The 23,055-nt window shown below is 39.1% G+C and carries 28 protein-coding genes and 1 tRNA gene; 21 read left to right on the forward strand and 8 right to left on the reverse strand.

Features of this window, described 5'->3' with window-relative positions; all coding sequences use genetic code 11:
• Positions 1-161: 161 nt before the first annotated feature.
• Positions 162-713, reverse strand: a complete 552-nt coding sequence (locus O1450_RS12875; protein WP_269228753.1) for a hypothetical protein — start codon at positions 711-713, stop codon at positions 162-164.
• Between the two features lie 345 nt (positions 714-1,058).
• Here O1450_RS12875 and O1450_RS12880 point away from each other — a divergent pair, with 345 nt between their 5' ends.
• From O1450_RS12880 to O1450_RS12895, 4 genes are read left to right on the forward strand one after another with little or no spacing between them, the layout of a single operon-like run.
• Positions 1,059-1,244 carry a hypothetical protein gene (locus tag O1450_RS12880; RefSeq protein WP_269228754.1) on the forward strand — a complete coding sequence of 62 codons (186 nt, stop codon included), beginning with the start codon at positions 1,059-1,061 and terminating at the stop codon, positions 1,242-1,244.
• A gap of 10 nt (positions 1,245-1,254) precedes the next feature.
• Entirely contained in the window at positions 1,255-1,950 is a 696-nt protein-coding gene (locus tag O1450_RS12885; RefSeq protein WP_269228755.1) for a hypothetical protein, read from the forward strand.
• Positions 1,947-2,279 (forward strand): hypothetical protein, encoded by a 333-nt coding sequence (locus O1450_RS12890; protein WP_269228756.1) that lies wholly within the window; start codon positions 1,947-1,949, stop codon positions 2,277-2,279. The genes O1450_RS12885 and O1450_RS12890 overlap by 4 nt, the downstream gene beginning before the upstream one ends.
• A gap of 9 nt (positions 2,280-2,288) precedes the next feature.
• On the forward strand, positions 2,289-2,486 hold the full coding sequence (locus tag O1450_RS12895) for a hypothetical protein (protein ID WP_269228757.1): 198 nt from the start codon (positions 2,289-2,291) through the stop codon (positions 2,484-2,486).
• Here the strand turns inward: O1450_RS12895 and O1450_RS12900 are convergent.
• Positions 2,434-2,787 (reverse strand): helix-turn-helix domain-containing protein, encoded by a 354-nt coding sequence (locus O1450_RS12900; RefSeq protein WP_269228758.1) that lies wholly within the window; start codon positions 2,785-2,787, stop codon positions 2,434-2,436. The genes O1450_RS12895 and O1450_RS12900 overlap by 53 nt on opposite strands.
• A gap of 136 nt (positions 2,788-2,923) precedes the next feature.
• On the opposite strand from O1450_RS12900, the gene O1450_RS12905 reads away from it, so the two are divergent.
• From O1450_RS12905 to O1450_RS12950, 10 genes are all read left to right on the forward strand, one after another.
• Positions 2,924-3,115, forward strand: a complete 192-nt coding sequence (locus O1450_RS12905) for a hypothetical protein (RefSeq protein WP_269228759.1) — start codon at positions 2,924-2,926, stop codon at positions 3,113-3,115.
• A gap of 271 nt (positions 3,116-3,386) precedes the next feature.
• A complete protein-coding gene (locus O1450_RS12910) occupies positions 3,387-3,794 on the forward strand; it encodes an ogr/Delta-like zinc finger family protein (RefSeq protein WP_269228760.1) in 408 nt (135 codons plus the stop codon).
• The gene (locus O1450_RS12915) at positions 3,791-6,517 is read left to right on the forward strand and encodes a toprim domain-containing protein (RefSeq protein WP_269228761.1); all 2,727 of its coding nucleotides are present in this window, start codon (positions 3,791-3,793) and stop codon (positions 6,515-6,517) included. The genes O1450_RS12910 and O1450_RS12915 overlap by 4 nt, the downstream gene beginning before the upstream one ends.
• Before the next feature lie 8 nt (positions 6,518-6,525).
• Positions 6,526-6,741: a hypothetical protein gene (locus tag O1450_RS12920; RefSeq protein ID WP_269228762.1), complete on the forward strand. Its 216-nt coding sequence runs from the start codon at positions 6,526-6,528 to the stop codon at positions 6,739-6,741.
• A gap of 65 nt (positions 6,742-6,806) precedes the next feature.
• Entirely contained in the window at positions 6,807-7,238 is a 432-nt protein-coding gene (locus O1450_RS12925; RefSeq protein ID WP_269228763.1) for a DUF2528 family protein, read from the forward strand.
• 3 nt (positions 7,239-7,241) lie between these two features.
• Positions 7,242-7,682, forward strand: a complete 441-nt coding sequence (locus tag O1450_RS12930) for a hypothetical protein (RefSeq protein ID WP_269228764.1) — start codon at positions 7,242-7,244, stop codon at positions 7,680-7,682.
• Positions 7,679-8,077, forward strand: a complete 399-nt coding sequence (locus tag O1450_RS12935) for a hypothetical protein (RefSeq protein ID WP_269228765.1) — start codon at positions 7,679-7,681, stop codon at positions 8,075-8,077. Before O1450_RS12930 ends, O1450_RS12935 begins: the two co-directional genes overlap by 4 nt.
• Positions 8,074-8,427 carry a single-stranded DNA-binding protein gene (ssb, locus tag O1450_RS12940; protein WP_269228766.1) on the forward strand — a complete coding sequence of 118 codons (354 nt, stop codon included), beginning with the start codon at positions 8,074-8,076 and terminating at the stop codon, positions 8,425-8,427. The genes O1450_RS12935 and ssb overlap by 4 nt, the downstream gene beginning before the upstream one ends.
• Positions 8,428-8,642: 215 nt before the next feature.
• Positions 8,643-9,353 (forward strand): 3'-5' exonuclease, encoded by a 711-nt coding sequence (locus tag O1450_RS12945; protein ID WP_269228767.1) that lies wholly within the window; start codon positions 8,643-8,645, stop codon positions 9,351-9,353.
• Positions 9,350-9,640, forward strand: coding sequence for a hypothetical protein (locus tag O1450_RS12950; RefSeq protein WP_269228768.1), 291 nt, complete (start codon positions 9,350-9,352; stop codon positions 9,638-9,640). The genes O1450_RS12945 and O1450_RS12950 overlap by 4 nt, the downstream gene beginning before the upstream one ends.
• 28 nt (positions 9,641-9,668) lie before the next feature.
• On the opposite strand, the gene O1450_RS12955 is transcribed toward O1450_RS12950, so the two are convergent.
• The gene (locus O1450_RS12955) at positions 9,669-10,727 is read right to left on the reverse strand and encodes a tyrosine-type recombinase/integrase (RefSeq protein WP_269228769.1); all 1,059 of its coding nucleotides are present in this window, start codon (positions 10,725-10,727) and stop codon (positions 9,669-9,671) included.
• 162 nt (positions 10,728-10,889) lie between these two features.
• A tRNA-Leu gene (locus tag O1450_RS12960) sits at positions 10,890-10,976 on the reverse strand.
• 181 nt (positions 10,977-11,157) lie between these two features.
• On the opposite strand from O1450_RS12960, the gene queA reads away from it, so the two are divergent.
• The 7 genes from queA to secF all read left to right on the forward strand — a co-directional run bounded on the left by queA (position 11,158) and on the right by secF (position 18,677).
• Positions 11,158-12,195 (forward strand): tRNA preQ1(34) S-adenosylmethionine ribosyltransferase-isomerase QueA, encoded by a 1,038-nt coding sequence (gene queA / locus O1450_RS12965; RefSeq protein WP_269228770.1) that lies wholly within the window; start codon positions 11,158-11,160, stop codon positions 12,193-12,195.
• A gap of 13 nt (positions 12,196-12,208) precedes the next feature.
• Positions 12,209-13,237 carry a hypothetical protein gene (locus O1450_RS12970; protein WP_269228771.1) on the forward strand — a complete coding sequence of 343 codons (1,029 nt, stop codon included), beginning with the start codon at positions 12,209-12,211 and terminating at the stop codon, positions 13,235-13,237.
• Between the two features lie 31 nt (positions 13,238-13,268).
• On the forward strand, positions 13,269-13,838 hold the full coding sequence (locus O1450_RS12975; protein ID WP_005193124.1) for a LemA family protein: 570 nt from the start codon (positions 13,269-13,271) through the stop codon (positions 13,836-13,838).
• A gap of 335 nt (positions 13,839-14,173) precedes the next feature.
• Positions 14,174-15,304, forward strand: coding sequence for a tRNA guanosine(34) transglycosylase Tgt (gene tgt / locus O1450_RS12980; protein ID WP_269228772.1), 1,131 nt, complete (start codon positions 14,174-14,176; stop codon positions 15,302-15,304).
• Between the two features lie 108 nt (positions 15,305-15,412).
• Positions 15,413-15,745 (forward strand): preprotein translocase subunit YajC, encoded by a 333-nt coding sequence (gene yajC, locus O1450_RS12985; protein WP_269228773.1) that lies wholly within the window; start codon positions 15,413-15,415, stop codon positions 15,743-15,745.
• Between the two features lie 51 nt (positions 15,746-15,796).
• Positions 15,797-17,698: a protein translocase subunit SecD gene (gene secD / locus O1450_RS12990; RefSeq protein ID WP_269228774.1), complete on the forward strand. Its 1,902-nt coding sequence runs from the start codon at positions 15,797-15,799 to the stop codon at positions 17,696-17,698.
• Positions 17,699-17,708: 10 nt separating this feature from the next.
• Positions 17,709-18,677 carry a protein translocase subunit SecF gene (secF, locus tag O1450_RS12995; protein WP_269228775.1) on the forward strand — a complete coding sequence of 323 codons (969 nt, stop codon included), beginning with the start codon at positions 17,709-17,711 and terminating at the stop codon, positions 18,675-18,677.
• A gap of 94 nt (positions 18,678-18,771) precedes the next feature.
• Here the strand turns inward: secF and O1450_RS13000 are convergent, their stop codons facing one another.
• The 4 genes from O1450_RS13000 to O1450_RS13015 form a co-directional block, all read right to left on the reverse strand.
• Positions 18,772-19,425, reverse strand: coding sequence for a 4'-phosphopantetheinyl transferase family protein (locus O1450_RS13000; protein ID WP_269228776.1), 654 nt, complete (start codon positions 19,423-19,425; stop codon positions 18,772-18,774).
• Between the two features lie 196 nt (positions 19,426-19,621).
• The gene (der, locus tag O1450_RS13005) at positions 19,622-21,031 is read right to left on the reverse strand and encodes a ribosome biogenesis GTPase Der (protein WP_269228777.1); all 1,410 of its coding nucleotides are present in this window, start codon (positions 21,029-21,031) and stop codon (positions 19,622-19,624) included.
• Positions 21,032-21,207: 176 nt separating this feature from the next.
• Entirely contained in the window at positions 21,208-22,350 is a 1,143-nt protein-coding gene (gene bamB, locus O1450_RS13010) for an outer membrane protein assembly factor BamB (protein WP_269228778.1), read from the reverse strand.
• A complete protein-coding gene (locus O1450_RS13015) occupies positions 22,350-23,048 on the reverse strand; it encodes a YfgM family protein (RefSeq protein WP_269228779.1) in 699 nt (232 codons plus the stop codon). Before O1450_RS13015 ends, bamB begins: the two co-directional genes overlap by 1 nt.
• Between the last annotated feature and the right edge of the window lie 7 nt (positions 23,049-23,055).

Raw genomic sequence — 23,055 nt, forward strand, 5'->3', positions numbered from 1 at the left:
GAAACGATCAATGAGATCATAGTGAACTGATCAAATGAGTCAAAAAGAACTTTTCTTCTATAATAGAAATAATGAATAGAATAATAAATATATTAGTCTCGAAATATATAAATTTAAAAAATAAAAAAAGCACTTAAATAAGTGCTTTTAATACCATCTAATCAACGATCTATTTTCAATACACACATACCACCGATACAATTTGACACCGATGCTCTATAGCCTTTCAGCGTCACAGTTTCACCATCACCGCCAGCTGTGACCTTATCAACCAATTGAACAGCTTCATCACCAAGCAATGAATTAGCTAGACGCTGGGCAATTCTGACGCTCTCAGCACTTTTAACCTTTGCTGACTCGGTATCATTTGCAACAATCCAGCCAATGATAATCTCATCTTTGCTCAATTCTAATTGAGTACCGAAATCTGCAAATTTATAAATCTTTTTAGGCTTATTATTTGAATCTGTGCTGTCTATAGTTTTAAGCACTGGAACTCCAGCACTATTAATAATTTCCTTATCGCTATGTATATCAACCTGTTTAAATGACTCTTCTTTATTTTCAATTGGTGATACTTCAATAACGCCATCATGTTGAGTAACTTTTGTATTTTCATCAGAAAACTGCTCAGCATTGACTTGAGGATTGGACTGATCTGAACAACCAATAAACAAAAAAATGCAAAAAACTGGAAAAATTAATCTATTCATTTTCTTTAACCTATTAATAAAAATACTAAATTTTATTGTTTTTATATTCTCTCATCTTGTTATTGACTTAACAACTCAACAAAGTTACATTGTTAACAGCTTAACAAAAAAGGTTAAGTGCAGGCGTGGAAACCTGAAAATTACAAACAGGCGCATAAAAGTCCGCCATTGGGCTATTTTTTTGCGTAGAATTCGGCTTATGCCTTTTTTGGCAGGCTGAATAGGGTGCTCTTCGGAGCAGCCGTAACTGTTTGTACGGTAAATTTCCACCCCTATTCAGTCTGTCACCATCATTGTGGAAAGTGGTGGTGTCAGGTTTAAAAACTTGTCAAACAGGACAAAGCTATGAACATACGTTCTCTTGGTGCGAACACACGCACGTCTCAATCTCAAATTATCGAACACACACCAGTACACGATCCAGTCGCCTATCAGCTTCGCCAGAAGCAACTTCTCAATCGAAAAAAATTATTAGATACATTGGGTTTTCTAGCCTTCGTATTCACGGCACTTATCCTTTTAAAAGTATAAGGGTCTGCTCATGGCTAAAAATAACTTACTTCTAGAAATAGAAAATGAGTTCAATATGATTGCCTCGCCTACGCTTGCAAAAGCGTATGGCATGGCAGCAGCGACCTTTATTCAAAAGCTTCATTACATCTTGCTCAATCAAGCTAAAGTCGAACACAACAAGAAAAAATATTGGTATCACACCCTAGATGAATGGGTGAAATGCATCGGCTTTTATAGTGTTTCTACGATTAAAAGAGTCATTAAAAAGCTTGAAGTGGAAGGCATTCTGATTATTCAAAAACTAAATGACTGTAAGTGGACACGTACCAACTATTACAGCATCGACTATAAAAAGCTTCAGCAAATTTTTGCACCACAAGTAACTGAAGACATACCAAAGCAACCACCAGCCAAAGTTGCCAAAGAGCCACTTCCAGCACCAATAACACCTGAAAAAACCATCACTGGAGCTGCTCAACCACAACATGCTCCAGCTGCTGAAGCAGATCTATTGCACTACCCACTCGAATACCAACGTTTCTATAAATCACTACGACAAGCAAAGCTAGATATCGCTTTAGATGACCCACGGATTAAGCAATGGATAAAGCATTCTGCTAATGTAATTCGACAAATCTATTACGTGCGACAAGGCAGCATAACGCCAGCGTACTGGCATACGCCTGAACAATTAAAAATTATATTTATGGATGATAAACAATGAAAAATGATATTAATAAGATTCAATTCAATGTTTTTAAAGGAAAACTTACTAGATTTAGGTTTGCAAATGATTCAAAACGAAGAATTGGAATGACAGCTAGAAATCTTTACATAATGTTACAGTGCGATATAACATACAAACAATTCTGTATGAGCATAAAAGAATCACATTTACGCATTGATACTGACTACCAGTTCACGGATAAAAACGTACTTTTAAGCCTAAGTTCAGTGCAAGCGATCCTTGTTATGAGCAATTCAGAATTAAGCTGGCAGCTACATCATGCCCTTACCGACCTCATACATAACGGTTTTTCAGATTTGAATTAAGGGGTAACAATGGACATCGATTTACAACTAAGCCAACTTGTGGGTCAGTTAAATTTATTGGTGGATCTTACTGAAGATGCAAATGGTCAGCTAACGACTAGCTCCCGTGCATTGGCATCGACATTCCAAAACCTTTTACAGCAAGTTGAGAATATTAATCAGCAATATCAGAAGGAAATGAGGAAGCGAAACTCTGCGCCATCGTAAACAGCGCTTCGCGCTGGTTGACGTTAGTTTGCTTATATAACGCCAGCCAGTCTTTATCTCGTTGTGTTAAATGGTTAGCTGAATCACTGTTCTTCCCAGACAATATAAAAATCACATCAAAACCTAGTCCGAGCAATTTTTGTAAGTCATCAATTTTCATCATTCTTTTATCGTTTTCATAACGATAAACCGTTTGTTTGTCTAAATCGAGTTTTTCAGCCAATTCTAATTGTGTGAACCCGAACCTCAATCGCTCTTTTCCTAAACGAGAGCCGATACTATCGTTATTTTCTATATCCATTTAGTCTATTACCACTATGTTAAAATAGTCCAAATGGACTATTATTAAATCTAACAAGTTAACATCTCAACATATTAACAAAGTTAATTTTCCAAACACAGCTATAAAGCTGTAATTCTCATAGGAGTCGTCGACCATGACAACACTAGCACCTTCAGACGAAAAAAGAGTGCAGATTAGCTTCCGTGCACCTGAATCTCGTCGTAAACAAATCCGTATTGAAGCAGCACTTGTGGGACTAAACCCTAACGAATGGTTAGATCGTTTAGTCGTCAGAGAGCTAGAAGATTTGGATAAGAAAAAACCGAAAAATCAGGAAGCGCAATAATCGCATAAAAACCATAAATAAAAGCAAAGTCATCAAACAAATTTATAACTTCAAGCGGTACAAGAAATATGGGTAAGCGGTCTCAGGAAGTGCATGTCAAGGATGACAAATTAATTTGTAGTACATGCAATACACCTCTCCAGCTGCACGGAAGCGCAGCGATAAAGAATGAAGATCATCAATTCATTAGCGAATGTACCACTTGTAAGACTGTTATTCGCTTGAAGATTGAGGTCGTCAGAGTATTCAGCAAAAAGGCGGTGCTAGTGCTATGAGTAGATCTATTGGTATTTATTGCCCACATTGTGGCACACGTATGTACGTCAATGGACGTAAACAACCCTCTCCTGTTTTACATAAACTTGTTGTTTCATGCAAAAACCAACGCTGTTTAGCAAGTTACAACGCACACGTTGAAATTGTATCAGCGATACAAAAAAGCTTAACCCCTTCAGATGAAGTCAGTTCGATCCAAAACTTACACCCATGGTTCAAAGAGCTTGAGTTCCTTGTACAAAGTATTGAAGTCAATCCAAGTGCAGCAAAAGATTCAATTGGTCATATCAAAGGCTTTATTCAAGCACTACAGATTTGCAGCTTGATCGATCTATCAGAAGCACAGCGATATACACGACGAATTAACAATCTTTCACTATTTCCAACGGATATGACTCAATGAGCATTCAACAAAAAATTGATAGGCATCTAAATGACATCTTTCAGTTCAAGCTTGTAAAAGGTTGGTATCGTGAAGGTAGATGTCCACAATGCAACAAAAAATCTTGCTATACCCATGCTGAAAAACCACGCATCATTAAATGTAACCACCAAAATAATTGTGGTTACGAAGAGCACGTAAAAGAAATTTGTGCAGACTTATTTAAAGACTGGACAGCGGAATTCCCTAAAACGAAGGAAAATCCAACCGCCAGTGCCGATGCATACTTGGTTGAAGCACGAGGCTTGGACATTACAAAACTCAAAGGCATGTACACCCAAGAGATATTTAACAACGACAAAAAATATCCTGGTCAATACAGTGCCACAGTCCGTTTTAAACTCGCAGGGGCTGACAATGTTTATTGGGAACGCTTGATTGACCGTACCGAACGCTTTGGCAGTCAAAAAGCTAATATCATCAATAAATTCACAGGACTTTATTGGACCTATCACCAAAAATTTGATGACCTTTGTATCAGCAAGGAAGTATGGCTACCTGAAGGGATTTTTAACAGCATTGCACTCAGCTTTAATAATATTGTCAGTGCAGCAACCATCTCATCAAATAACTATCCAACTAAGCTCCTCGAGCAGATCAAACAACGTTGTGAAGTGCTTCAAGTTCCCCTCCCAACACTGGTATGGGCATTTGACAATGATGACGCAGGCAGAAAGGCAACTCGTAAATTTCACGACCGTGCAGTCGAAGATGGCTGGGACTCAACCGCAGCATTCCCAATACTTGCAAAAGATTCTGACCTTGACTGGAACGACTTACACGAACGTGGGCTTTTGACTGAAGCGGATGACCTTAAACGCTACCGCCATTTTGGACAGCTCCATATTGCAAAAAGTGAATATGAAGCGGCTCACCTCATTTACAACTACCACAACCAAAAGAAAAATACCTTCAGCTTTACACACCAATATCAAACCTATTGGTTCAGTTTAGACAATGATAAATATCAAAAAGAATATGACGTTCAACTACAGATAAAAGACTCAGCAAAAGAAGCAGAAGAAGAGGCACTGAAACAAGCAGGCAAAGTTGAACTGGTCTGTAAAGCCATCATCAAAGGGCTCTACTTTCAACGCAACACAATTACTGACGAATCATGGTACTACTTCAAGATCATTGATGGCATTAGTGATCCAGTCAATGCCACATTTACCACTGAACAATTCACATCAAAACAAAACTTTACCAACCGTCTACTCAATATTAGCAAAGGGGCTTGGTGGCTTGGTAATGACAAACAGCTTCAAACCATCATGCTCCGTGAAACGGATAAACGATATATCAAAGAAGTTAAAACCATTGATTTTATTGGCTATAGCAAAGAATACCGTGCCTATATTTTCAATAAACATGCTGTTTATAAAGGGAAAGTTATCCACATTAATGATCAGGATTTCTACAGAACAGGCAAAGTCGACGTAAAAACTTTATCAAACAGTCCAGTTGTACAATTGAATCCTGAACCATTCCAACCAACTTGGTGGCAAGACTTTTACCAAATTAACCGAGAAAAAGGACTGATTTTATTGGCATGGTGGACTGGATCATTTTTTGCAGAGCAGATCCGTGAAAAACACTATTCATACCCTTTTATGGAATATGTTGGTCAAGCTGGTGCTGGTAAATCATCTTTAATTGATTTTTTCTGGAAACTATCAGCACGAGTTGGCGCAAAAGAAGGTATCAATCCGAACAGCTCCTCTCCAGCAGCGATTCACCGTTCAATGGCACAGGTTTCTAATTTACCTGTGGTATTTATTGAGGGTGACCGCAAAACAGACCAAAAACAAGCAAAGCAGAAGTTTGATTGGGACGAACTTAAAGATGCATTCAATGGACAGAACATTCGCTCACGTGGTCTAAAAACATCAGGCAACGATACCTATGAGCCACCATTTCGTGGTGCGATCTTGATCAGCCAAAACGATCCAATTAATGCGACTGAAGCAATTCTCAGCCGTACATTACATATCTATGTTGATATGCAAGGGCATACATATGAAAAGAAACTGATTGCAAACCGTTTATATGGGATCGAATTTTCAGAAGCTGCAAAATACATGACGCATTGTCTAAAACAAGAAGACAATATTTTAAAAACGTTTTTTGAGAAGTTCGGAGAAATCGAAAAGGAATTTCACCAAAGTGGCATTTCACATACTCGTATTGCCCTATGTCATGCACAGATCTCAGCGATGATCGACGCACTCGCAGCGCATGTTTTAAAAGACACAATTGATCTAGAAGAAATATGCGATGCCAAACGCATGCTTGAAGAAATGGCACGTTCACGCATGAATGACTTATCAGATGATCATGTTCAAGTGAAGCAGTTCTGGGAAGTTTACGAATACTTAAATGGTATCAAACGCAACGCCAATTTCTCACTCAACCATCACAACCATAACGATCCGAACATTGCGATCAATTTAAACGAAATCTACAAAGCAGCATCAATGAATTATCAGGCATTACCTGACATTAACGACATGCGCACTCTGCTCAAATCAAGCAAAAAATACAAATTCATAGAGATGAATAAACAAGTTCGCTCAACCAGTTTCCCTGTTGATGAAGGCAAAAATGTAAGTGCCGACATCGCAACACCACGCAACGTCAAATGCTGGATTTTCAGCAATCCTAACCAGTTCAAACCACAGTAGAGGAATTTATGAATCAATCTTGTAATGATGGTCGCAACATAACTGAAGCTATTCTTCAGGTTCATGTATGTATTGCTACTTTAAAACAGCACAAAACAAAACAAGTCACAAAAGAGGCAAAAAAAGTTTTAACAGTAATTCGAAAAAACCTGAATTGGGAAAACTCCCCAGAACTGAGTCAGAAAGTCCATTTGTTACAAGGCATGCTTTATAAAGCAGTTTGATCACTAGCACACATACAGAAGCTGTCACTTCTGTATGTGTCACACAATCACAACGGAGCGCAATTATGCAAAACGATTCTACAGTAGAAACAGAACAAGCGGAAATCCCTGTCCATTTACAGTGCGAACCACGTACTTTTAAGGTCACTTATGACAAATTCAGCGATGTATGTGAACTGGAATTCACCATCATCATTAAATGTACTGACGAAATGCTCCATGAACACAATAATTTTTGGGCTGGTTATAACGATCGACTAAATGAAAATAATGGAGATATTGTCGCTGTCATGCTGAAAATGATAGCTAGAGATGTCTTTTATGCCTGTTATGAAGACAAAGCAAATGTAGGTATACCACCATATAAATGGGGAATAAATACTATTTTTCAGGAGGAAGGTTGGGATTGCAACAGTTTTGAAATAACCAAACTTCATTTTGAAAGTTATGTAAATGGCGATGATTTTGAAATCACACCTATTTCGGTTGAGGGATAAATCATGAATGTATCTACTAAAATTCGTGCAGACTATTCATCAGACATAGCTAAATTCGTAAAAAATGGCGGTGTAATTCATAAAGCAGTTAATACGAACAAATGTGAATTTAATCATTTTAATGCAGATAAGGCTGCAAAAAATGCAGAAAAGCCCAATAGTTTTCAAAATTCAATACTGCGTAAACGTGCAGAAAAGGAATCAAAAAAAAGTTATGTACCAATTGCAGCTTGCCGATCTTGCCTAACATCAGAGCGATCAGTTAAGTCAAATGCCTGTTTAGAATGTGATAGAAGAAGATTTAGAGCAAAAACACAGTTCAATGAAACCAAACTAAGTCAAATTATTGAATACCTTTATCAAACTAAACAATCAATCCTATTTAAAAAAGATGGGAAGACTTTTATTTTAAAAATTGAAGAACAAGGAGAGCCATCACAATGAATATGGCCGTATCAAATTTTAAAAAATCGGGTCGACCAATTAAGTTAAAAAGCACATATGGACCGTGGTGGGATTCTGAATTAATCGTTTTAGAAAGCATGCTAGAAGAGCATAAAACATTTACAGAAATTGCAGATGTGCTTGATTGCACACCTCATCGAGTACGACAAAAAGTTGAAATTCTAAAATCAAAAGGTCTACCACCAACAAAAGGTGGGCGACCTCGCCATCAATTCCGTCGTACTAGAGGCAGTTGGTGGGACTGTGAAGTAACAGTTTTAAAAGCGATGCTTCAGGATAAATTCAAAGTTCCATACATTTCTGAAGTACTGGATCGAGATACAAATTGTGTGCATACAAAAATTAAATACTTACAAATGAAGGGTGAACTATGAGAGGCGTAAATAAAGTTATTTTAGTCGGTTCTCTTGGTGCAGATCCGCAGAAAAAAGGTTTTCCAAATGGCGGATCATATGCCCAATTTTCAATAGCAACATCTGAAAGTTGGCAAGATAAGCAAACTGGGGAATGGAAAGAAAATACAGAATGGCATCGCATTGTTGCCAACGGGAGATTGGGCGATATCGCTGCACAATATCTAAAAAAAGGTTCAAAAGTTTATGTCGAGGGTTCTCTCCGAACACGATTGTGGAAAGACCAGAATAATGTTGAACGCTATATCACTGAAGTGAAGCTCAACAGCATGCAGATGCTCGACTCAGCCCCACAAGCAAACCCATATTAAGTGAGAATAATGAAAATGAACTTCGAACAAGTTGTGATTGCACGTGAAGCAATAACCGATAAACACGGTGCAGAAAAACCAGTTAAAAATGTCCAGGACTCTATGATTTGCCCAATTTGCAAAACTGGGGAGCTAAATTACAAAATTATGAGTTATAACGGGCACATACATGCCAGATGTACAACCGAAAATTGTGTCTGCTGGATGGAATAATTATGAGTTCAATCATTTTTGATACCGAAACAAATAAGCTACACGGTGACATCATCCAAGCTGCTTACATCAATATTCAAATTGATGATGGTGAGGTCAGCAATAGTGGTTCATTTATGCTGCAAAACTTCAAACCGAACGAAGCCATTGATTTCGAAGCAATGGCAGTTCACAACATCATCGCGGACGATCTTAAAGATTGCCCATCATTTACACAATGCTGCATCCCAAAAGTTGAGTATGTGATCGGACATTCTATCGATTACGACATGGAAGCTTTACAGCGAGCTGGTCAATTTGAACCGTTTATGAAACGTATATGTACACTTGCGATCATGCGTTACCTATATCCACAATTGAAGAGTCATAAGCTCGGAGTACTGTGCTATCAATTTTCTGAAAATTTGTCTGAAACAAGGGAGTTAAATAAATATAGTCACAATGCACTTACAGACTGCTATTTAACACAAGTTATTGTCGAGAATATCGTTAAAACTCAAGCTATTAAAACGATTGATGAGCTACACCAACTTTCAGAAAAGGCACGGTACCCTACTCATTTTTATTGGGGAAAATTTAAAGGTAGGAAAATTTCGGATATTGATTCAGTAGATTTAATCGAGATACTAAACAAAGAAAGCGATCGTTATGTATTAACGGCCATCGAAGAAGAGTTATATATTCGAGACCAATTGGAGCTTAAATTAGGATGACTGACTTAGCAATATTGGAAAAATTCTTCCTAAAAATGATGAAAAAAGTCGAGGAAAAACCAATTGTCCCGATGGAATATCAGCTTTGGGACGAACATGACATCGCTGCATATTTTAAATACTCATTGGAATATGCAAAACGTCACATCATTAGCAACGACAAATTTCCACCGAGTCGGGATTTACCTACTTCAGCTACGAACGATCGTACGGTACCACGCTGGAAAGCTATGGACGTGATCAAATTTGCAATGGCGTTTGATAAAAACACGCTGACATACCATTAAAAAAAGCCACCGAAAGGTGGCTTTTTTATTATTCCAATATTTTATTCTGAGTCTGATCCAGCTCGTCTACAATCTCATCATTGGTTGGGTTGTAATAAACAAGTGCAAACTTAGGGTCTTTCCAGCCGAACACTTTGCAAAGCGTTAATGCATTCTTTAAACGTCGAGCCATCAGAGATGCAGCTTCATGACGTGAATCATGGAAAGTGAGATCCACGCCATCCAGTCCAGCCTGTTTTCTTGCTTTTCTAAACAATGCATCTCTAGAGGAATCGCTGACTGTAAAAACTTTTGGAGATGCTTTTCGATCAATCTTCATAGCCAAAGTCCAAAGCTCAACAGCAAACGTATCTAATGGGACTTTACGTACGGTGCCATTCTTTGTATCGGGTAAAATGACCAGCCTCTTAGCCAGAAGTACTTCCCTCGGCAAACGATTTACAATTTCGCCAGATCTCATACCAGTTGCCAATGCTATCAGCCAAATTAATGCGACTTCCTGCATTTTTGTCTGTGGAATTGCACCAGGTATATATTTTAATGCAGCCAACATCTTTTCAATTTCAAGCTGCTCGATACGACGTTCACGATTTACAGGCTTCGGAGGCAATTTAACTTCAGAAACAAGATTATGTTGAATCCACTTTTTCTCTCTGCACCATGAAAAAAATGAAGACAACAAGGAAAAGTCTCGTCTAACAGTACTTGGCTTTAACGGTTTTATCGACCGCTTCATTACTTCGTCACGATAATCAGCTAAAAATTCGGACTTGTATTTCACTAACGGCCAATCAATATTTTTCAAAGTATTTTTGAAATACTCGATACGTTGTTTTTCTTTTTTTCCTGTTTTTTTATGTGCTGAGACTTCATTAGAATAACGAGTCAATGCTTCAGATAATGTAAGTACGACATCGGATCTCAATGCAGCTAAAGTCTGATTATTTAAAATAATGTCACGTTCAATTTGCTTCGCCCAATTCTTAGCAGCAAATTCACTTTGATGAACTTTGGTTTTACGAACATCGTCGACCTTTACTTCAGCTCGCCATTTCCCATTTTTAAGTTGATAAACAGACCTATACATACATACAAAACCAGTGTGGGGCGTGTGGGCATCGTGTGGGTGGGTATCCACAAAAATACCTAAAAATACTTAAAAAAAACGTAAACGTCAGAAACGACAAAGCCCCAAGTTCTTGTTTTATAAGAACTTGGGGCTTTGAGATAATCTGTTTAAGCTATCTAATGGTCCCGAGGGTCGGACTCGAACCGACACGTCATCTCTGACAGCGGATTTTGAGTCCGCCGCGTCTACCAATTTCACCACCTCGGGAAGAGTGCGATGCTTTGTGTTGCGTATCATAACCTGTTTGATTTTATTGTCAAACACTAACTATCGCTTATTGCTCACTTTTAAATCACTCAGATATTTTTCTGCTTATAAACACGTGAACTCAGCGATAAAATACAAAAAAGACTATACTACACCCAATTTTTTGCAATGTTTTAGATGTATGCAACTCTCCGACTTTTCATTTGATCTTCCTGATGAACTTATTGCTCGCTACCCACTAGATAGTCGTAGCGCATCTCGCCTACTCCATATTGATACTCAAGGTCAATATCACGATTATGTTTTCACTGATATTCTTGATTTACTAGAAGAAGGTGACTTGCTTGTACTAAATGATACTAAAGTCATGAAAGCACGATTAAAAGGCAACCGCGCTACAGGTGGCGCAATCGAAGTACTGGTTGAGCGCATGCTGGACACCCACACCGCACATTGCCATATCAAATCAAGCAATTCGCCTAAAGCAGGTGCAGAATTATATATCGGTGAAGATGCCGTTCCTGTCACCGTACAAGGTCGCCATGAAAATCTGTTTGTCGTAAAGTTTTCACAACCAATTTTGTCGGTACTGGATCAATACGGTCAACTCCCTATTCCACCATATTTCAATCGTGAAGCCGAAGAGATTGATACTGAGCGTTATCAAACTGTATTTCATGATCCTGAAAAAATTGCCAGTGTTGCTGCCCCGACTGCAAGCTTACATTTCGACCAAGACTTATTAGAAAAGTTAGCCGCTAAAGGCGTGCAAAAAACGTTTGTGACTTTGCATGTGGGCGCAGGAACTTTTATGCCTGTTCGTACCACGGACATTAGCAACCACATTATGCACAGTGAATGGTGTGACGTACCACAAGCCACGATTGATCTCATCTTAGAGACCAAGGCACGTGGTAATAAAGTGATTGCGGTGGGAACAACTGCGACCCGTGCCTTAGAGAGTGCTGCGCAAGCTAATCAAGGACAAATTGCGGCTTGGACAGGTGATACGCAAATCTTTATTTATCCAGGTTATCAATTCTGTATCGTAGATCGTTTGATTACTAATTTCCATTTACCAGAATCAACTTTGCTGATGCTGGTTTCTGCATTATCAAATCGAGACCACATTTTAGCGGCTTATCAACATGCTGTTGAACAACGCTATCGTTTCTTTAGCTATGGTGATGCTATGCTAGTGGATAAATTAAACAACTGATTTAAATAGAACAATGCCGATCGATACTGTAGAACAAGCCTTACATATAAGACGAAAAAAAAATGCGCAGGTTTTCCGCAATATTGCTCGGCTTTGGGATATAGGGCAAAAATCACATAGTGATCAAGATTTGCTGGATGCTTTACATCCGTGGCGTGATGATCATAGCTTATGCTTTTTTAATGTATTGCCTTTTATTTTAGGCATTGTGAGCGTCTGCACATTAGTATTTGGCTATTTTTTTCACCCACATATTCAGTATATCTTTAGCCTTCTCGCTGCCTTTTTGACTGGCTTTTTAGCGTATTTACTGTATGAGCCGAAAGAGCCACTCACACAGGTCATTACATATCTCGAACAACGCATGACCGTCTTACGCTATGGTCTGCAATTTCAACAGCTACCCGCTTATTTACCCATTCAAGCACAACCATTATTGGTGATCAGTAAATTAAAGCAATTCTTTCCATTGTTTAATCGTGGCACTGAATCTAACGAAATCACCCAATTTGCTTCAACTACATGGCATGATGGTACGACAGAACATCAAGTTTTATTGTTTCAATATCACTATGTCAGTGAACTACCCATTTTTCAGGAAGAAAATAGCAATCAGAAAATTGCCAAAGAAATTCACAAAGATCTATGGGGCGCTTTTATTTTTCAAATACCTGCTTCAGGAATCGCAGTCAGCAATAAACGTTCACGTTTTTTTGAACCATATACCAGTTCATGGCAAAGCAGCGATATTTTAATTAATCAAGAATTGAATATTTTTGGGGTCGATCAACATCAGTTGGCAAAAGAAATTAGCCCGAGTTTGACCTTAAAGCTACATGATTTTTTTCAACATTTTACTGGTGATTTAATTTATCATCATGAAGAGCAAATTTTGTGTTACCTCGGCGAACAAAACCTTTTCCAAACCGCCAGTAAACGTAGTGAAATCCATGATATTTCAGCATTACGTGGACATTTACGTACCATGACCATGCCGCAATATCAAAAGTTTCAACAGCTCATGCTGAATTTAATTAGCTAATCATTTAGCGATAACAATAAGGGGAATAGCGATGACAGGTTTACTGATTTTTTTGGGGATTTTTGTGGTGCTGATCGTATGGGGCGTTTCTATTCGCAACAATATCGTACGGTATTTTAATGCCACCAAACGGGCATGGTCAGAAGTTGCTAACTTTGAGCGTCAAAAAGTAAAGACTTTAGAGGCATTGGAAGCAACATTAGATCAATATACTCAGTTTGAAAAATCAACTTTGGAAAAAGTAACTGAATTACGCCAACAAATTCTGAATCTGAATGTCAATGATACCGATATTTCTCAATTACAACAGATTGAGAAAATGAGTAAGGAACTGATTCGTAGCCTCAATGTAGTGGTGGAAAACTATCCTGAACTGAAAGCTGATGCACTGTATAGCAAAATGATGGATGATATTCAGGAGCAAAACGAAAATGTTGGTGCAGCAATCACGATCTTTAACCGCAATGTTGAGTTATTTAATAACCAAATCGAAGTATTCCCAAATAACTTGATTAACACCCTAACCTTATCTAAAAAAGCCATTCGCCCATTTAAGGATAATCTTGCAACTGAAAATTTTGACTATAAACCGAATTTTTAAATATCAAACAAAGCCCTCCTCTTATCGTCATAAGGTATTCGCTATCGTGAAGCGGCATGGATGCCGCTGGTAGGGCTGCGGTATATGGATATACCGTCAGCCCTACAAAGGATTTTTGTTACTTTTCATCCTTGAAAAGTAAGGTCTACCTATACAAAAGATATCTTTTCTTGGAAAAATATTGAGGTTATGCCTTTTTTTAATTATCGGAAAGAAAATTAAAATTTTATCAATTTCATTTCTAGCTACATTTAGTAGTAGAACTACACGCCATAATCAAGGAAAATAGCCGCTTTTGATCAGCGAACTGTTTTTTCGCCTTGATGGATAGTGTCATGAAATTTGAAAAATTAGGTCAGTCGGGACGTGCCCGTCGTGGTCGACTTACGTTAGAGCATGGTGTGGTTGAAACACCTGTGTTTATGCCCGTGGGTACTTACGGTACGGTTAAGGGTATGTTACCTCGTGACATTGAAGAAATTCAGGCACAAATTATCTTAGGTAACACCTTCCATTTATATTTACGTCCAGGCTTGGAAGTGATTAAAGAGCATGGCGGTTTACACGAGTTTATCCAATGGGATAAACCAATTTTAACCGATTCAGGCGGTTTCCAAGTATTTAGCTTGGGTGCAATGCGTAAAATCAAAGAAGAAGGTGTTACCTTCCGCTCTCCTATTGATGGCTCAAAAGTGTTTTTGTCTCCAGAAATTTCAATGGAGATTCAACATGTACTCAATTCAGATATCGTGATGATCTTTGATGAATGTACCCCTTACCCTGCAACACATGAAGAAGCGCAAAAATCTTTGCAACTGTCTTTACGTTGGGCAAAACGTTGTAAAACCCACCACCATGATGAGCTTAAGAATAAAAATGCCTTATTCGGTATTATTCAAGGCGGTATGTATGAAGATCTTCGTGATGAATCACTTAAAGGTTTATTAGAAGTTGGCTTTGATGGCTATGCAATTGGTGGCTTATCGGTGGGTGAACCCAAAGATGAAATGATCAAAGTACTTGATTATTTACCAAACAAAATGCCACAGGACAAACCACGTTATTTGATGGGTGTTGGTAAACCAGAAGACATCGTTGAGGCAGTTCGCCGTGGTGTCGATATGTTCGACTGCGTCATGCCAACCCGTAATGCACGTAATGGTCATTATTTTGTCACGGATGGTCTGGTAAGAATCCGTAATAGTAAATATCGCCATGATAAAGGACCTTTAGACCCTCATTGTGATTGCTACACTTGTAAAAACTTTACGCGTGCATATTTATATCATTTAGAGAAGTGTGGTGAGATGTTGGCATCAATGCTCGGCACTATCCATAACTTGCGTTACTACCAACGCCTCACGCAAGGGATGCGTGATGCATTGGATAATGGCACATTTGATGAATATGTTCAGGACTTTTATGCACGTCGTGGCTTAGACGTTCCAGCGTGCCCTGAAGACTAATGTGAATGAATTGCATCAAGATTTGCGCCTGACCGCAAGACAAGGTACATTGCAAAACGAATTGGAATTTATTATTAATTTTTGACTTTTTAATTTTAGGAAATCGAAATGAGCTTTTTAATTTCTACTGCTCACGCTGCTCCTGCGGCAGCTCAACCTGCTGGCGGTATGGCAATGCAATTTGTCATGATTGCAGTATTTATCGCAATTTTCTACTTTTTGATCTGGAGACCTCAAGCGAAACGTGCCAAAGAACACCGTTCTTTAATCGAAAGCTTAGGTGTGGGCAGTGAAATCGTATTTGCTGGCGGTTTGATGGGAAAAATCACCAAACTTGATGGTGACTTTGCAGTCGTTGAACTCAGCCGTGGTGTCGATGTAAAAATTCAACGTGCGAGTGTCATTTCAGTATTACCTGAAGGCACACTAAATAACCTTTAATCATAAGATAGTCGTGCCTCAGCACGACTTTTTCATTTAAGAAGAAAGCGAATGCGTTACCCTGCATGGAAATATTTACTGATCCTTGTGGTACTTGTGATCAGTACGTTATATGCACTTCCTAGTTTGTATCCAGATGAACCTGCTGTCCAAATTTCAGGCGCGAAAGCAGGCACAAAAATAGATCAAACCATTGTGCAAAAAGCGGAGCAGATTTTAAAAACTGCCAACATTAGCAGTCACGACAATAGCTTCACCAATAATGCGGCATTATTACGATTAAACTCTTCAGAAGCACAGTTAAAAGCCAAAGAAGTGTTGCGCCGTGACTTAGGTGATGACTATGTGGTTGCACTCAACCTTGCACCAACAACACCAGAATGGTTGCGAAAGATTGGGGCTAAACCGATGAAACTCGGTTTGGACTTACGTGGCGGTGTACATTTCTTGCTTGAAGTCGACATGGATAAAGCGATTGGTCAGCGTATGGAAACATCTGCGACTGATTTGCGTCGTCAATTTCGTGACAACAAAATTAAATTTAATAACCTTGCTTTAAGTAATAACACCATTACGATCCAATTTGCTGACAATGCAGATCGTGATGCCGCGGCAGATTTTTTACGTCGTAACGGTAATGAGTTTACTCAACAAGCCGTTGCAACGACATCTGGCGCGACTCTAAAACTGAATTATACAGATACTCGTCGTCAAGAAATTCAGTCTTATGCAGTCAACCAAAACTTAACTACACTACGTAATCGTATTAACGAACTTGGTGTAGCAGAAGCATTGGTACAAACGCAAGGTAGTAACCGTATCGTGGTTGAGCTACCGGGTGTCCAAGATACTGCTGAAGCAAAACGTGTATTAGGTCGTACCGCGAACTTAGAATTCCGTTTAGTTGCTGACAGTAATGATCAATATATTGATCAATACACAGGCAAATATGATGGTCAACCACTTCCACCGGGTACTGAGGTTTTTGCTTATCAATCTCTGGACAGCGGTCGTCAACTTCTTTTACAACGTAATCGTATTTTGACAGGTGAGCGTGTTCAAAATGCAAGCTCTGGTTTTAGTCAAGATTCTGGCGGCGCTGAAGTAAATATTACCCTAGATACCGCTGGTGGTAAGCTCATGGCAGATGCAACACGTAATGCCGTGGGTAAACGTATGGCGGTATTGTTTATTGAAAATAAACAAAAGATCTCTTATGTTGCTGATCCTAAGACGGGTGCTCAAACTGAAGTACGCACACCATATACAGAATCTGTGGTCATCAATGCAGCAACCATTCAAGCTGTATTGGGCTCACAATTCCGTATCACTGGCTTAGATTCACCTCAAGAGGCAGCAGAACTTGCCTTGATGCTTCGAGCGGGCGCTTTAGCTGCACCAATGTACTTTGTTGAAGAGCGTGTCGTTGGTCCAAGTCTTGGTCAAGAAAATATTGATAAAGGGGTGTTATCTACCCAAATTGGTTTCTTGCTCGTTGCGATTTGGATGATCGTATTCTTCCGTCTCTTTGGCTTAATCGCAAACTTTGCCTTGGTGTTCAACCTTGCCATGATTTTGACTTTCATGTCATGGATTGGTGCTTCCCTCACCTTACCAGGTATTGCGGGGATCGTCATTGGTATTGGTATGGCAGTCGATGCCAACGTACTGATCTGCGAACGTATCCGAGAAGAAATGCTCTGGGGTGCATCACCGAAACAAGCCATTATCGCGGGTTATGATCGGGCCTATAACACCATTTTTGACTCGAACTTAACCACTTTCATCGTGGCATTTATCTTGTTTGCGATTGGTACTGGCCCAATCAAAGGCTTTGCGGTTACCTTGATGATCGGTATCGTATGTTCAATGTTTACTGCGATTACTGTGACACGTGCTGTCGTACAGCTCATTTATGGCAAACGCCGTAATTTGACTAAGTTGAGTATTTAAGGAGATTCACATGACTGATCTGACTCAACAAGACTCAAAACAATACGGTCGCCCAGATGATCTAAAAATCATTCCATTTATGAAGATTGCTAAGCCTGCTGCAATCTTCTCAATCTTGATTACCCTTGCGAGTGTTTTCTTTATTGTGACCAAAGGCTTAAACCTCGGTTTGGACTTTACAGGTGGTGTGTCTGCCGAGTTGAACTATAAACAAGCAGTTCAACCAGCTCAAGTTGCTCAAGCACTCGATAAAGCAGGCTTTAAAGATGCCGTTGTACAAACATTAGGAAGTAATAAAGACCTGATTGTACGTATGCCAGTGCAAGAAGATCTTAAAGTTGAAGATCTAAACGATACCATCACTAAAGCAGTCCAATTGCCAAATAACCAAGCAGAAGTTCATAAAGTTGACTCTGTTGGCGGTCAAGTAGGTAATGAGCTTTATATCCGCTCTGCAGGTGCGCTTGCACTTGCTTTGATCTTAATGCTGATCTACGTCACCATTCGTTTCGAGTTTAAACTTGCAATGGGTGCCGTAATTTCATTATTTCACGATATTGTAATTATCATCGGAACGTTTGCATTGTTCCAATGGCAATTTGATTTAACCGTGCTTGCAGCAATACTTGCGGTAATGGGTTTCTCACTCAACGATAATATCGTTGTATCGGATCGTATCCGTGAGAACTTCCGTAAAATTCGTGGAGCAACACCACGTGAAATTGTAGATATCGCATTAACAGAGACCTTGCGTCGTACAATCCATACCTCAATGACTCTATTACTTGTGGTTCTTGCCATGATGTTCTGGGGAGGTGATGGTTTACATTGGTTCTCAATTGCTATGTGTGTAGGTGTCTTTATCGGTACGTACTCATCTATTTATATTGGTACTGCATTTGCTTTATGGCGTGGTTTAAATCGTCAAGATTTTATTGTCCAAGTTAAACCTGAATTTGATGAAGAAGAAATTCCTTAAATCTAAATCATCGTAAAGTTCAAATCAAAAAAGCCAGCATAATGCTGGCTTTTTTGATTAAGATTAGAGCATGGGGTTGTACGTTCTTCATTTATCAATGTTGAATAATTTGAATCTGTGGAAACTGAAATCCGCGACAAGACTGCTCTGCACGCCATGCGATAGTCAGCACGATCTTCTGATTTAAAACAAAATTTTGATAAGCAAATGTTCCAATCAAAGGATGAGTACACATTCCACCATCATTTGATGGATGAACTTGTGTATTTAGACTATTTAAATCCAGTCTAATTCCAAAACCTGATGCCTTTAAAACCGCCTCTTTAGTGGTCCATACACGTAGCCAATATTCCGGATCTTGATCTTGTTGCTGCCAAGTTTGATATTCTTCAGGATGAAAGGCATGTTGAGCCAAGGCATCAAAACGGACTTTACGATCCAGCTCTTCCACATCAACACCAATCTCTTTCATACGTTCACTCATCGCCAAAGCATAGTATTGCTGACTATGTGAATGGTTAAATTCCAAGGTATGAGAGCTTAAAAATGGCTTGCCATATTCATGTTTTGAAAACTGTAAATCCTTAGTTAAACAATTTAATTGATCTGCCAAAAGTTGATTGCGATAGGCTTTGATCTGTTGTTTTTGATAATCATTAAACGATCTAAAATCTGAGAAATCTGCTTTATCTCGTTCAAGAAGTGAAGCCAATGCTTGAATATGTACTTCAATTTTACGTGCCACCATCAGCTTCACTCAACAAAACATCGTTCAATATAAACCTGATTGTATAAAAATTTAGAATATTATAATCAAGCTTATTTCGTTTAATCACCTATCTTAAGACTTCATTAATAAGTGCATGAGCAACTTATCTCATGACTCACATTTAAAGGCATAAAAAAACCCAAAACAATGTTTGGGTTTTAACAGCAAAATCAGCTTAACGCTTGAATTTTTTCTCAGCCTTTTTAAATTTCTGTACATAACGACGTTTACGTGCTGCAACACGCTCATCAACTTGAGATTTGCGACCTTCAAATGGGTTTTCTGAGGTTTTAAAATCAATACGCACAGGTGTACCTTCAAGCTTGTACACTTTACGGAACACATTTTCCAAATAGCGACGATAATCAGCAGGGGTTTTATCCACTTTGTTACCGTGAACCACGATTGTTGGTGGATTTTGTCCGCCCATATGTGCATAACGCATTTTAATACGCTTACCACTAATCATAGGTGGTTGATGCGCGTCAGTCGCGTCATTCAAAATCTGCGTTAATTTTGCTGGTGAAACTTTTAAATGCGATGAATCATAAGCACGATGGATAGTTGGGTATAAATCACCCACACCAGTTCCATGTAATGCAGAGATTAAATGTACTTTCGCCCAAGGAATAAAGTCAAAACGACGATCAACATCAAGCTTACATTGCTTACGATCATATTCGGTCATGTTGTCCCATTTATTAATGGCAATCACCATGGCACGACCAGCTTCTAATGCATAACCAATTAAATGTAGATCTTGCTCAACGACCCCTTCACGCGCATCGAGCACAACAACAATCACGTGAGCATCTTTGATCGCTTGTAATGTTTTCACGATTGAGAACTTCTCAATCATTTCATCAACTTTACCTTTACGACGTACGCCAGCGGTATCAATCAACGTATATTGACGACCATCACGCTCATAAGGAATATAAATTGAGTCACGCGTAGTACCAGGCTGGTCAAATGCAACTACACGCTCTTCGCCAAGCAAGCGGTTGACTAAAGTCGACTTACCCACGTTTGGACGACCAATAATCGCCAAACGCAAACCTGTATTTTTGTTATGTTCTTCAGGATTTTCATCTTCTGGCACTTCAGCTAATACTTCCTCAAGCATTTGCTGTACACCACGACCATGGCTGGCTGCAACTTGAATAGGTTCTCCCATACCAAGTTTATAGAATTCAACTAGCGCGGCTTCTGCATGAACACCATCAACCTTATTGGCAACTAAATAGACTTTCTTACCTAAGGTACGTAATTCACGAGCAATCTGTTCATCTGATGCCAACAAACCTGCACGCGCATCCACAACAAAAACAATAATGTCTGCTTCATGGATGGCAGTTTTTGACTGCTCCGCCATGTATGAGTCAATACCACCTTCATTCTCACCAATACCGCCCGTATCAACGACAATAAATGATTTATTTTGATACACCGCATCGCCATATTTGCGGTCACGAGTTAAACCAGCGAAGTCAGCAACCAAAGCATCACGACTTTTAGTGATTTGGTTAAATAGCGTTGATTTTCCGACGTTTGGACGACCAATAAGCGCGATAACGGGTTTCATAAATTAACCTTAATTCAGACGAGCCATCGTTGATGACATCGTATCAGAAACAGTATGGAAGATTTTGGTGATCAAATAATCACAATAAAAATTCGGGGTTTTGTTCAAACAAATACCCCGATCATTCTTTTATTAGCATTTGCTAATTAAACATTTTACCACAAGCTAAGGCAAAATTAACGATTCTGCCAAATGCTTAATGCACCTTTTCGAGTTGCAACGTAAAGCTGATTATCAATTACACGCAGTGAACGGACTTCACCACTGGTTTTCGCACGACCAATCAACTTCCCTGTATTTGGATCAATCAAATGAATAACTCCATCTAAATCGCCAACCACAAGGTTCTGTCCAAGCATCACAGGATTACTCAATTGACGGTTAAGTAATTCCTCATTCTGCCAAAGAAGTTCGCCTGTCGCTAAATTATAAGCTTTCAATTTTCCATCTGCAGTCGAGATAAAAACTTTATCACCTGAAACTTCAGCGCTATTGGTACTACTTGCTTCCTCACTCCACACCACACGCTGTGTTGCAAGATCAGTAGTTGTGACTTGTCCTTGGAAACTGGTTGTTACCAGATATTGGCCTGCAACAACTGGGTCACCGACAACATCAATCAGACGTTGAATATCCGAACGACCATCACTTACTGCAACTCGACGTTGGAAACGCGGCACGCCACTAATTACATCCAATGCATAAACATAAGCATTCGCGGATGCAACAACAACAGTGCGTTCATCTAAACGAACGGGTGCAGGTTGACCACGTAAACTAAACTGAACATTTGGTAATTTATATGCCCACACCTGCTGTCCAGTAACAGCATCATGCGCAAATACAGTCCCGTCATTTGCAATCGTAATAACCCGTCCCGATTGAATGAGTGAAGGAGACAAAATCGCACCAGATAATTTGGCAGACCATTTTTGGCTACCAGTAGCCTGATCTAAAGCAAATAACTCACCTTTACGATTACCAATAATGACAATACCCTCACCCGCTTCTACACCGGCAGTGAGTTCTTGCTTAGTAACCTTACTTTTCCAAAGACGCTGCTTATCTTTATAAGCAGAAACCTGACCATCTGGATCAATCGCAAAAATTACACCGTTATCTGTATCTAACTGCAAGCGCAAAGCTTCTGCTGCATTTGTTGACGAAACACTTTGAGAAAAGACCAGATTTAAGCCTTGCTGTTGCGTAATTTTTGGCAACGGATTCGGTTTCACTTCTTTTACTTTATTGGTTGAACATCCAATTAATAAAGCTGAAGCAATTGCAATTGCCAAAGGTAATTTTAGTTTGTTCTGCATTAAGACTCATCCACTTTGGTATCTAAGATCGGGCGCTCAATTTCAGGATCATCTACTAAAATACCAACGCTTTCGAGTTTAATTTGTAAAAGCTGACGCTCTTGTTTACGTTCAATAAGGCTATCCCAAGCACTTTGATATGCTTTTCGCGCCGATGCAGTATCTTTCTTTGCAACAAAAATATCACCACGTAACTCTTCTGCAGTTGCTTTAAACGCTGGTTCAGTCACGTTTGATAAGGTTTTCAGCGCCTCATCATATTTCTTTTGTGCTAATTGTGAATCCGCTAAACGTATTTTTACAATTTGCAGCAAACCCGCATCTTTAACTTTTGAGTTTTCAACTTTCTTTAATGCTTTTTCAGCTGCAGCATAGTCTTGTTTATCATAAGCAAGCTTCGCCAAGATAAATTGGGTCTGAATCGCCTGAACCGAGTTAGCATCATCTTTCACAATTTTATCTGCTGCTTCAGATACTGTAGCGAAAGCATTTGGTTGACCTGATGCAGCCTTAGCTTCGTCCATCAATTTTTGTACTTTCGCCGTTTGGCTCTGTGCCTCAGCTAAATTTTTCTTTTGCCAATACTCCCATCCGAAAAAGGCAATCAAGGCAATCAGAATCCCGCTAATCATGGCAGAACCATATTTTTTGCCAAAAGACTTTAATTGGTCGAGCTGTTCTTCATCACTTAAACTCATGTGATTG

The organism is Acinetobacter sp. TR11 (genome assembly GCF_027105035.1).
Lineage (GTDB): Bacteria > Pseudomonadota > Gammaproteobacteria > Pseudomonadales > Moraxellaceae > Acinetobacter.

Coding starts and splice junctions, on each gene's coding strand:
- O1450_RS13015 (WP_269228779.1), bottom strand. CDS start 23,048: ATGAGTTTAAGTGATGAAGAACAGCTCGACCAATTAAAGTCTTTTGGC.
- yajC (WP_269228773.1), top strand. CDS start 15,413: ATGAGCTTTTTAATTTCTACTGCTCACGCTGCTCCTGCGGCAGCTCAA.
- O1450_RS12880 (WP_269228754.1), top strand. CDS start 1,059: ATGAACATACGTTCTCTTGGTGCGAACACACGCACGTCTCAATCTCAA.
- O1450_RS12930 (WP_269228764.1), top strand. CDS start 7,242: ATGAATGTATCTACTAAAATTCGTGCAGACTATTCATCAGACATAGCT.
- O1450_RS12950 (WP_269228768.1), top strand. CDS start 9,350: ATGACTGACTTAGCAATATTGGAAAAATTCTTCCTAAAAATGATGAAA.
- O1450_RS12905 (WP_269228759.1), top strand. CDS start 2,924: ATGACAACACTAGCACCTTCAGACGAAAAAAGAGTGCAGATTAGCTTC.
- O1450_RS12935 (WP_269228765.1), top strand. CDS start 7,679: ATGAATATGGCCGTATCAAATTTTAAAAAATCGGGTCGACCAATTAAG.
- der (WP_269228777.1), bottom strand. CDS start 21,031: ATGAAACCCGTTATCGCGCTTATTGGTCGTCCAAACGTCGGAAAATCA.
- O1450_RS12900 (WP_269228758.1), bottom strand. CDS start 2,787: ATGGATATAGAAAATAACGATAGTATCGGCTCTCGTTTAGGAAAAGAG.
- O1450_RS12885 (WP_269228755.1), top strand. CDS start 1,255: ATGGCTAAAAATAACTTACTTCTAGAAATAGAAAATGAGTTCAATATG.
- O1450_RS12945 (WP_269228767.1), top strand. CDS start 8,643: ATGAGTTCAATCATTTTTGATACCGAAACAAATAAGCTACACGGTGAC.
- O1450_RS12895 (WP_269228757.1), top strand. CDS start 2,289: ATGGACATCGATTTACAACTAAGCCAACTTGTGGGTCAGTTAAATTTA.
- O1450_RS12890 (WP_269228756.1), top strand. CDS start 1,947: ATGAAAAATGATATTAATAAGATTCAATTCAATGTTTTTAAAGGAAAA.
- O1450_RS13000 (WP_269228776.1), bottom strand. CDS start 19,425: ATGGTGGCACGTAAAATTGAAGTACATATTCAAGCATTGGCTTCACTT.
- O1450_RS12955 (WP_269228769.1), bottom strand. CDS start 10,727: ATGTATAGGTCTGTTTATCAACTTAAAAATGGGAAATGGCGAGCTGAA.
- bamB (WP_269228778.1), bottom strand. CDS start 22,350: ATGCAGAACAAACTAAAATTACCTTTGGCAATTGCAATTGCTTCAGCT.
- secF (WP_269228775.1), top strand. CDS start 17,709: ATGACTGATCTGACTCAACAAGACTCAAAACAATACGGTCGCCCAGAT.
- O1450_RS12970 (WP_269228771.1), top strand. CDS start 12,209: ATGCCGATCGATACTGTAGAACAAGCCTTACATATAAGACGAAAAAAA.
- tgt (WP_269228772.1), top strand. CDS start 14,174: ATGAAATTTGAAAAATTAGGTCAGTCGGGACGTGCCCGTCGTGGTCGA.
- O1450_RS12910 (WP_269228760.1), top strand. CDS start 3,387: ATGAGTAGATCTATTGGTATTTATTGCCCACATTGTGGCACACGTATG.
- ssb (WP_269228766.1), top strand. CDS start 8,074: ATGAGAGGCGTAAATAAAGTTATTTTAGTCGGTTCTCTTGGTGCAGAT.
- secD (WP_269228774.1), top strand. CDS start 15,797: ATGCGTTACCCTGCATGGAAATATTTACTGATCCTTGTGGTACTTGTG.
- O1450_RS12975 (WP_005193124.1), top strand. CDS start 13,269: ATGACAGGTTTACTGATTTTTTTGGGGATTTTTGTGGTGCTGATCGTA.
- O1450_RS12925 (WP_269228763.1), top strand. CDS start 6,807: ATGCAAAACGATTCTACAGTAGAAACAGAACAAGCGGAAATCCCTGTC.
- queA (WP_269228770.1), top strand. CDS start 11,158: ATGCAACTCTCCGACTTTTCATTTGATCTTCCTGATGAACTTATTGCT.
- O1450_RS12920 (WP_269228762.1), top strand. CDS start 6,526: ATGAATCAATCTTGTAATGATGGTCGCAACATAACTGAAGCTATTCTT.
- O1450_RS12915 (WP_269228761.1), top strand. CDS start 3,791: ATGAGCATTCAACAAAAAATTGATAGGCATCTAAATGACATCTTTCAG.
- O1450_RS12875 (WP_269228753.1), bottom strand. CDS start 713: ATGAATAGATTAATTTTTCCAGTTTTTTGCATTTTTTTGTTTATTGGT.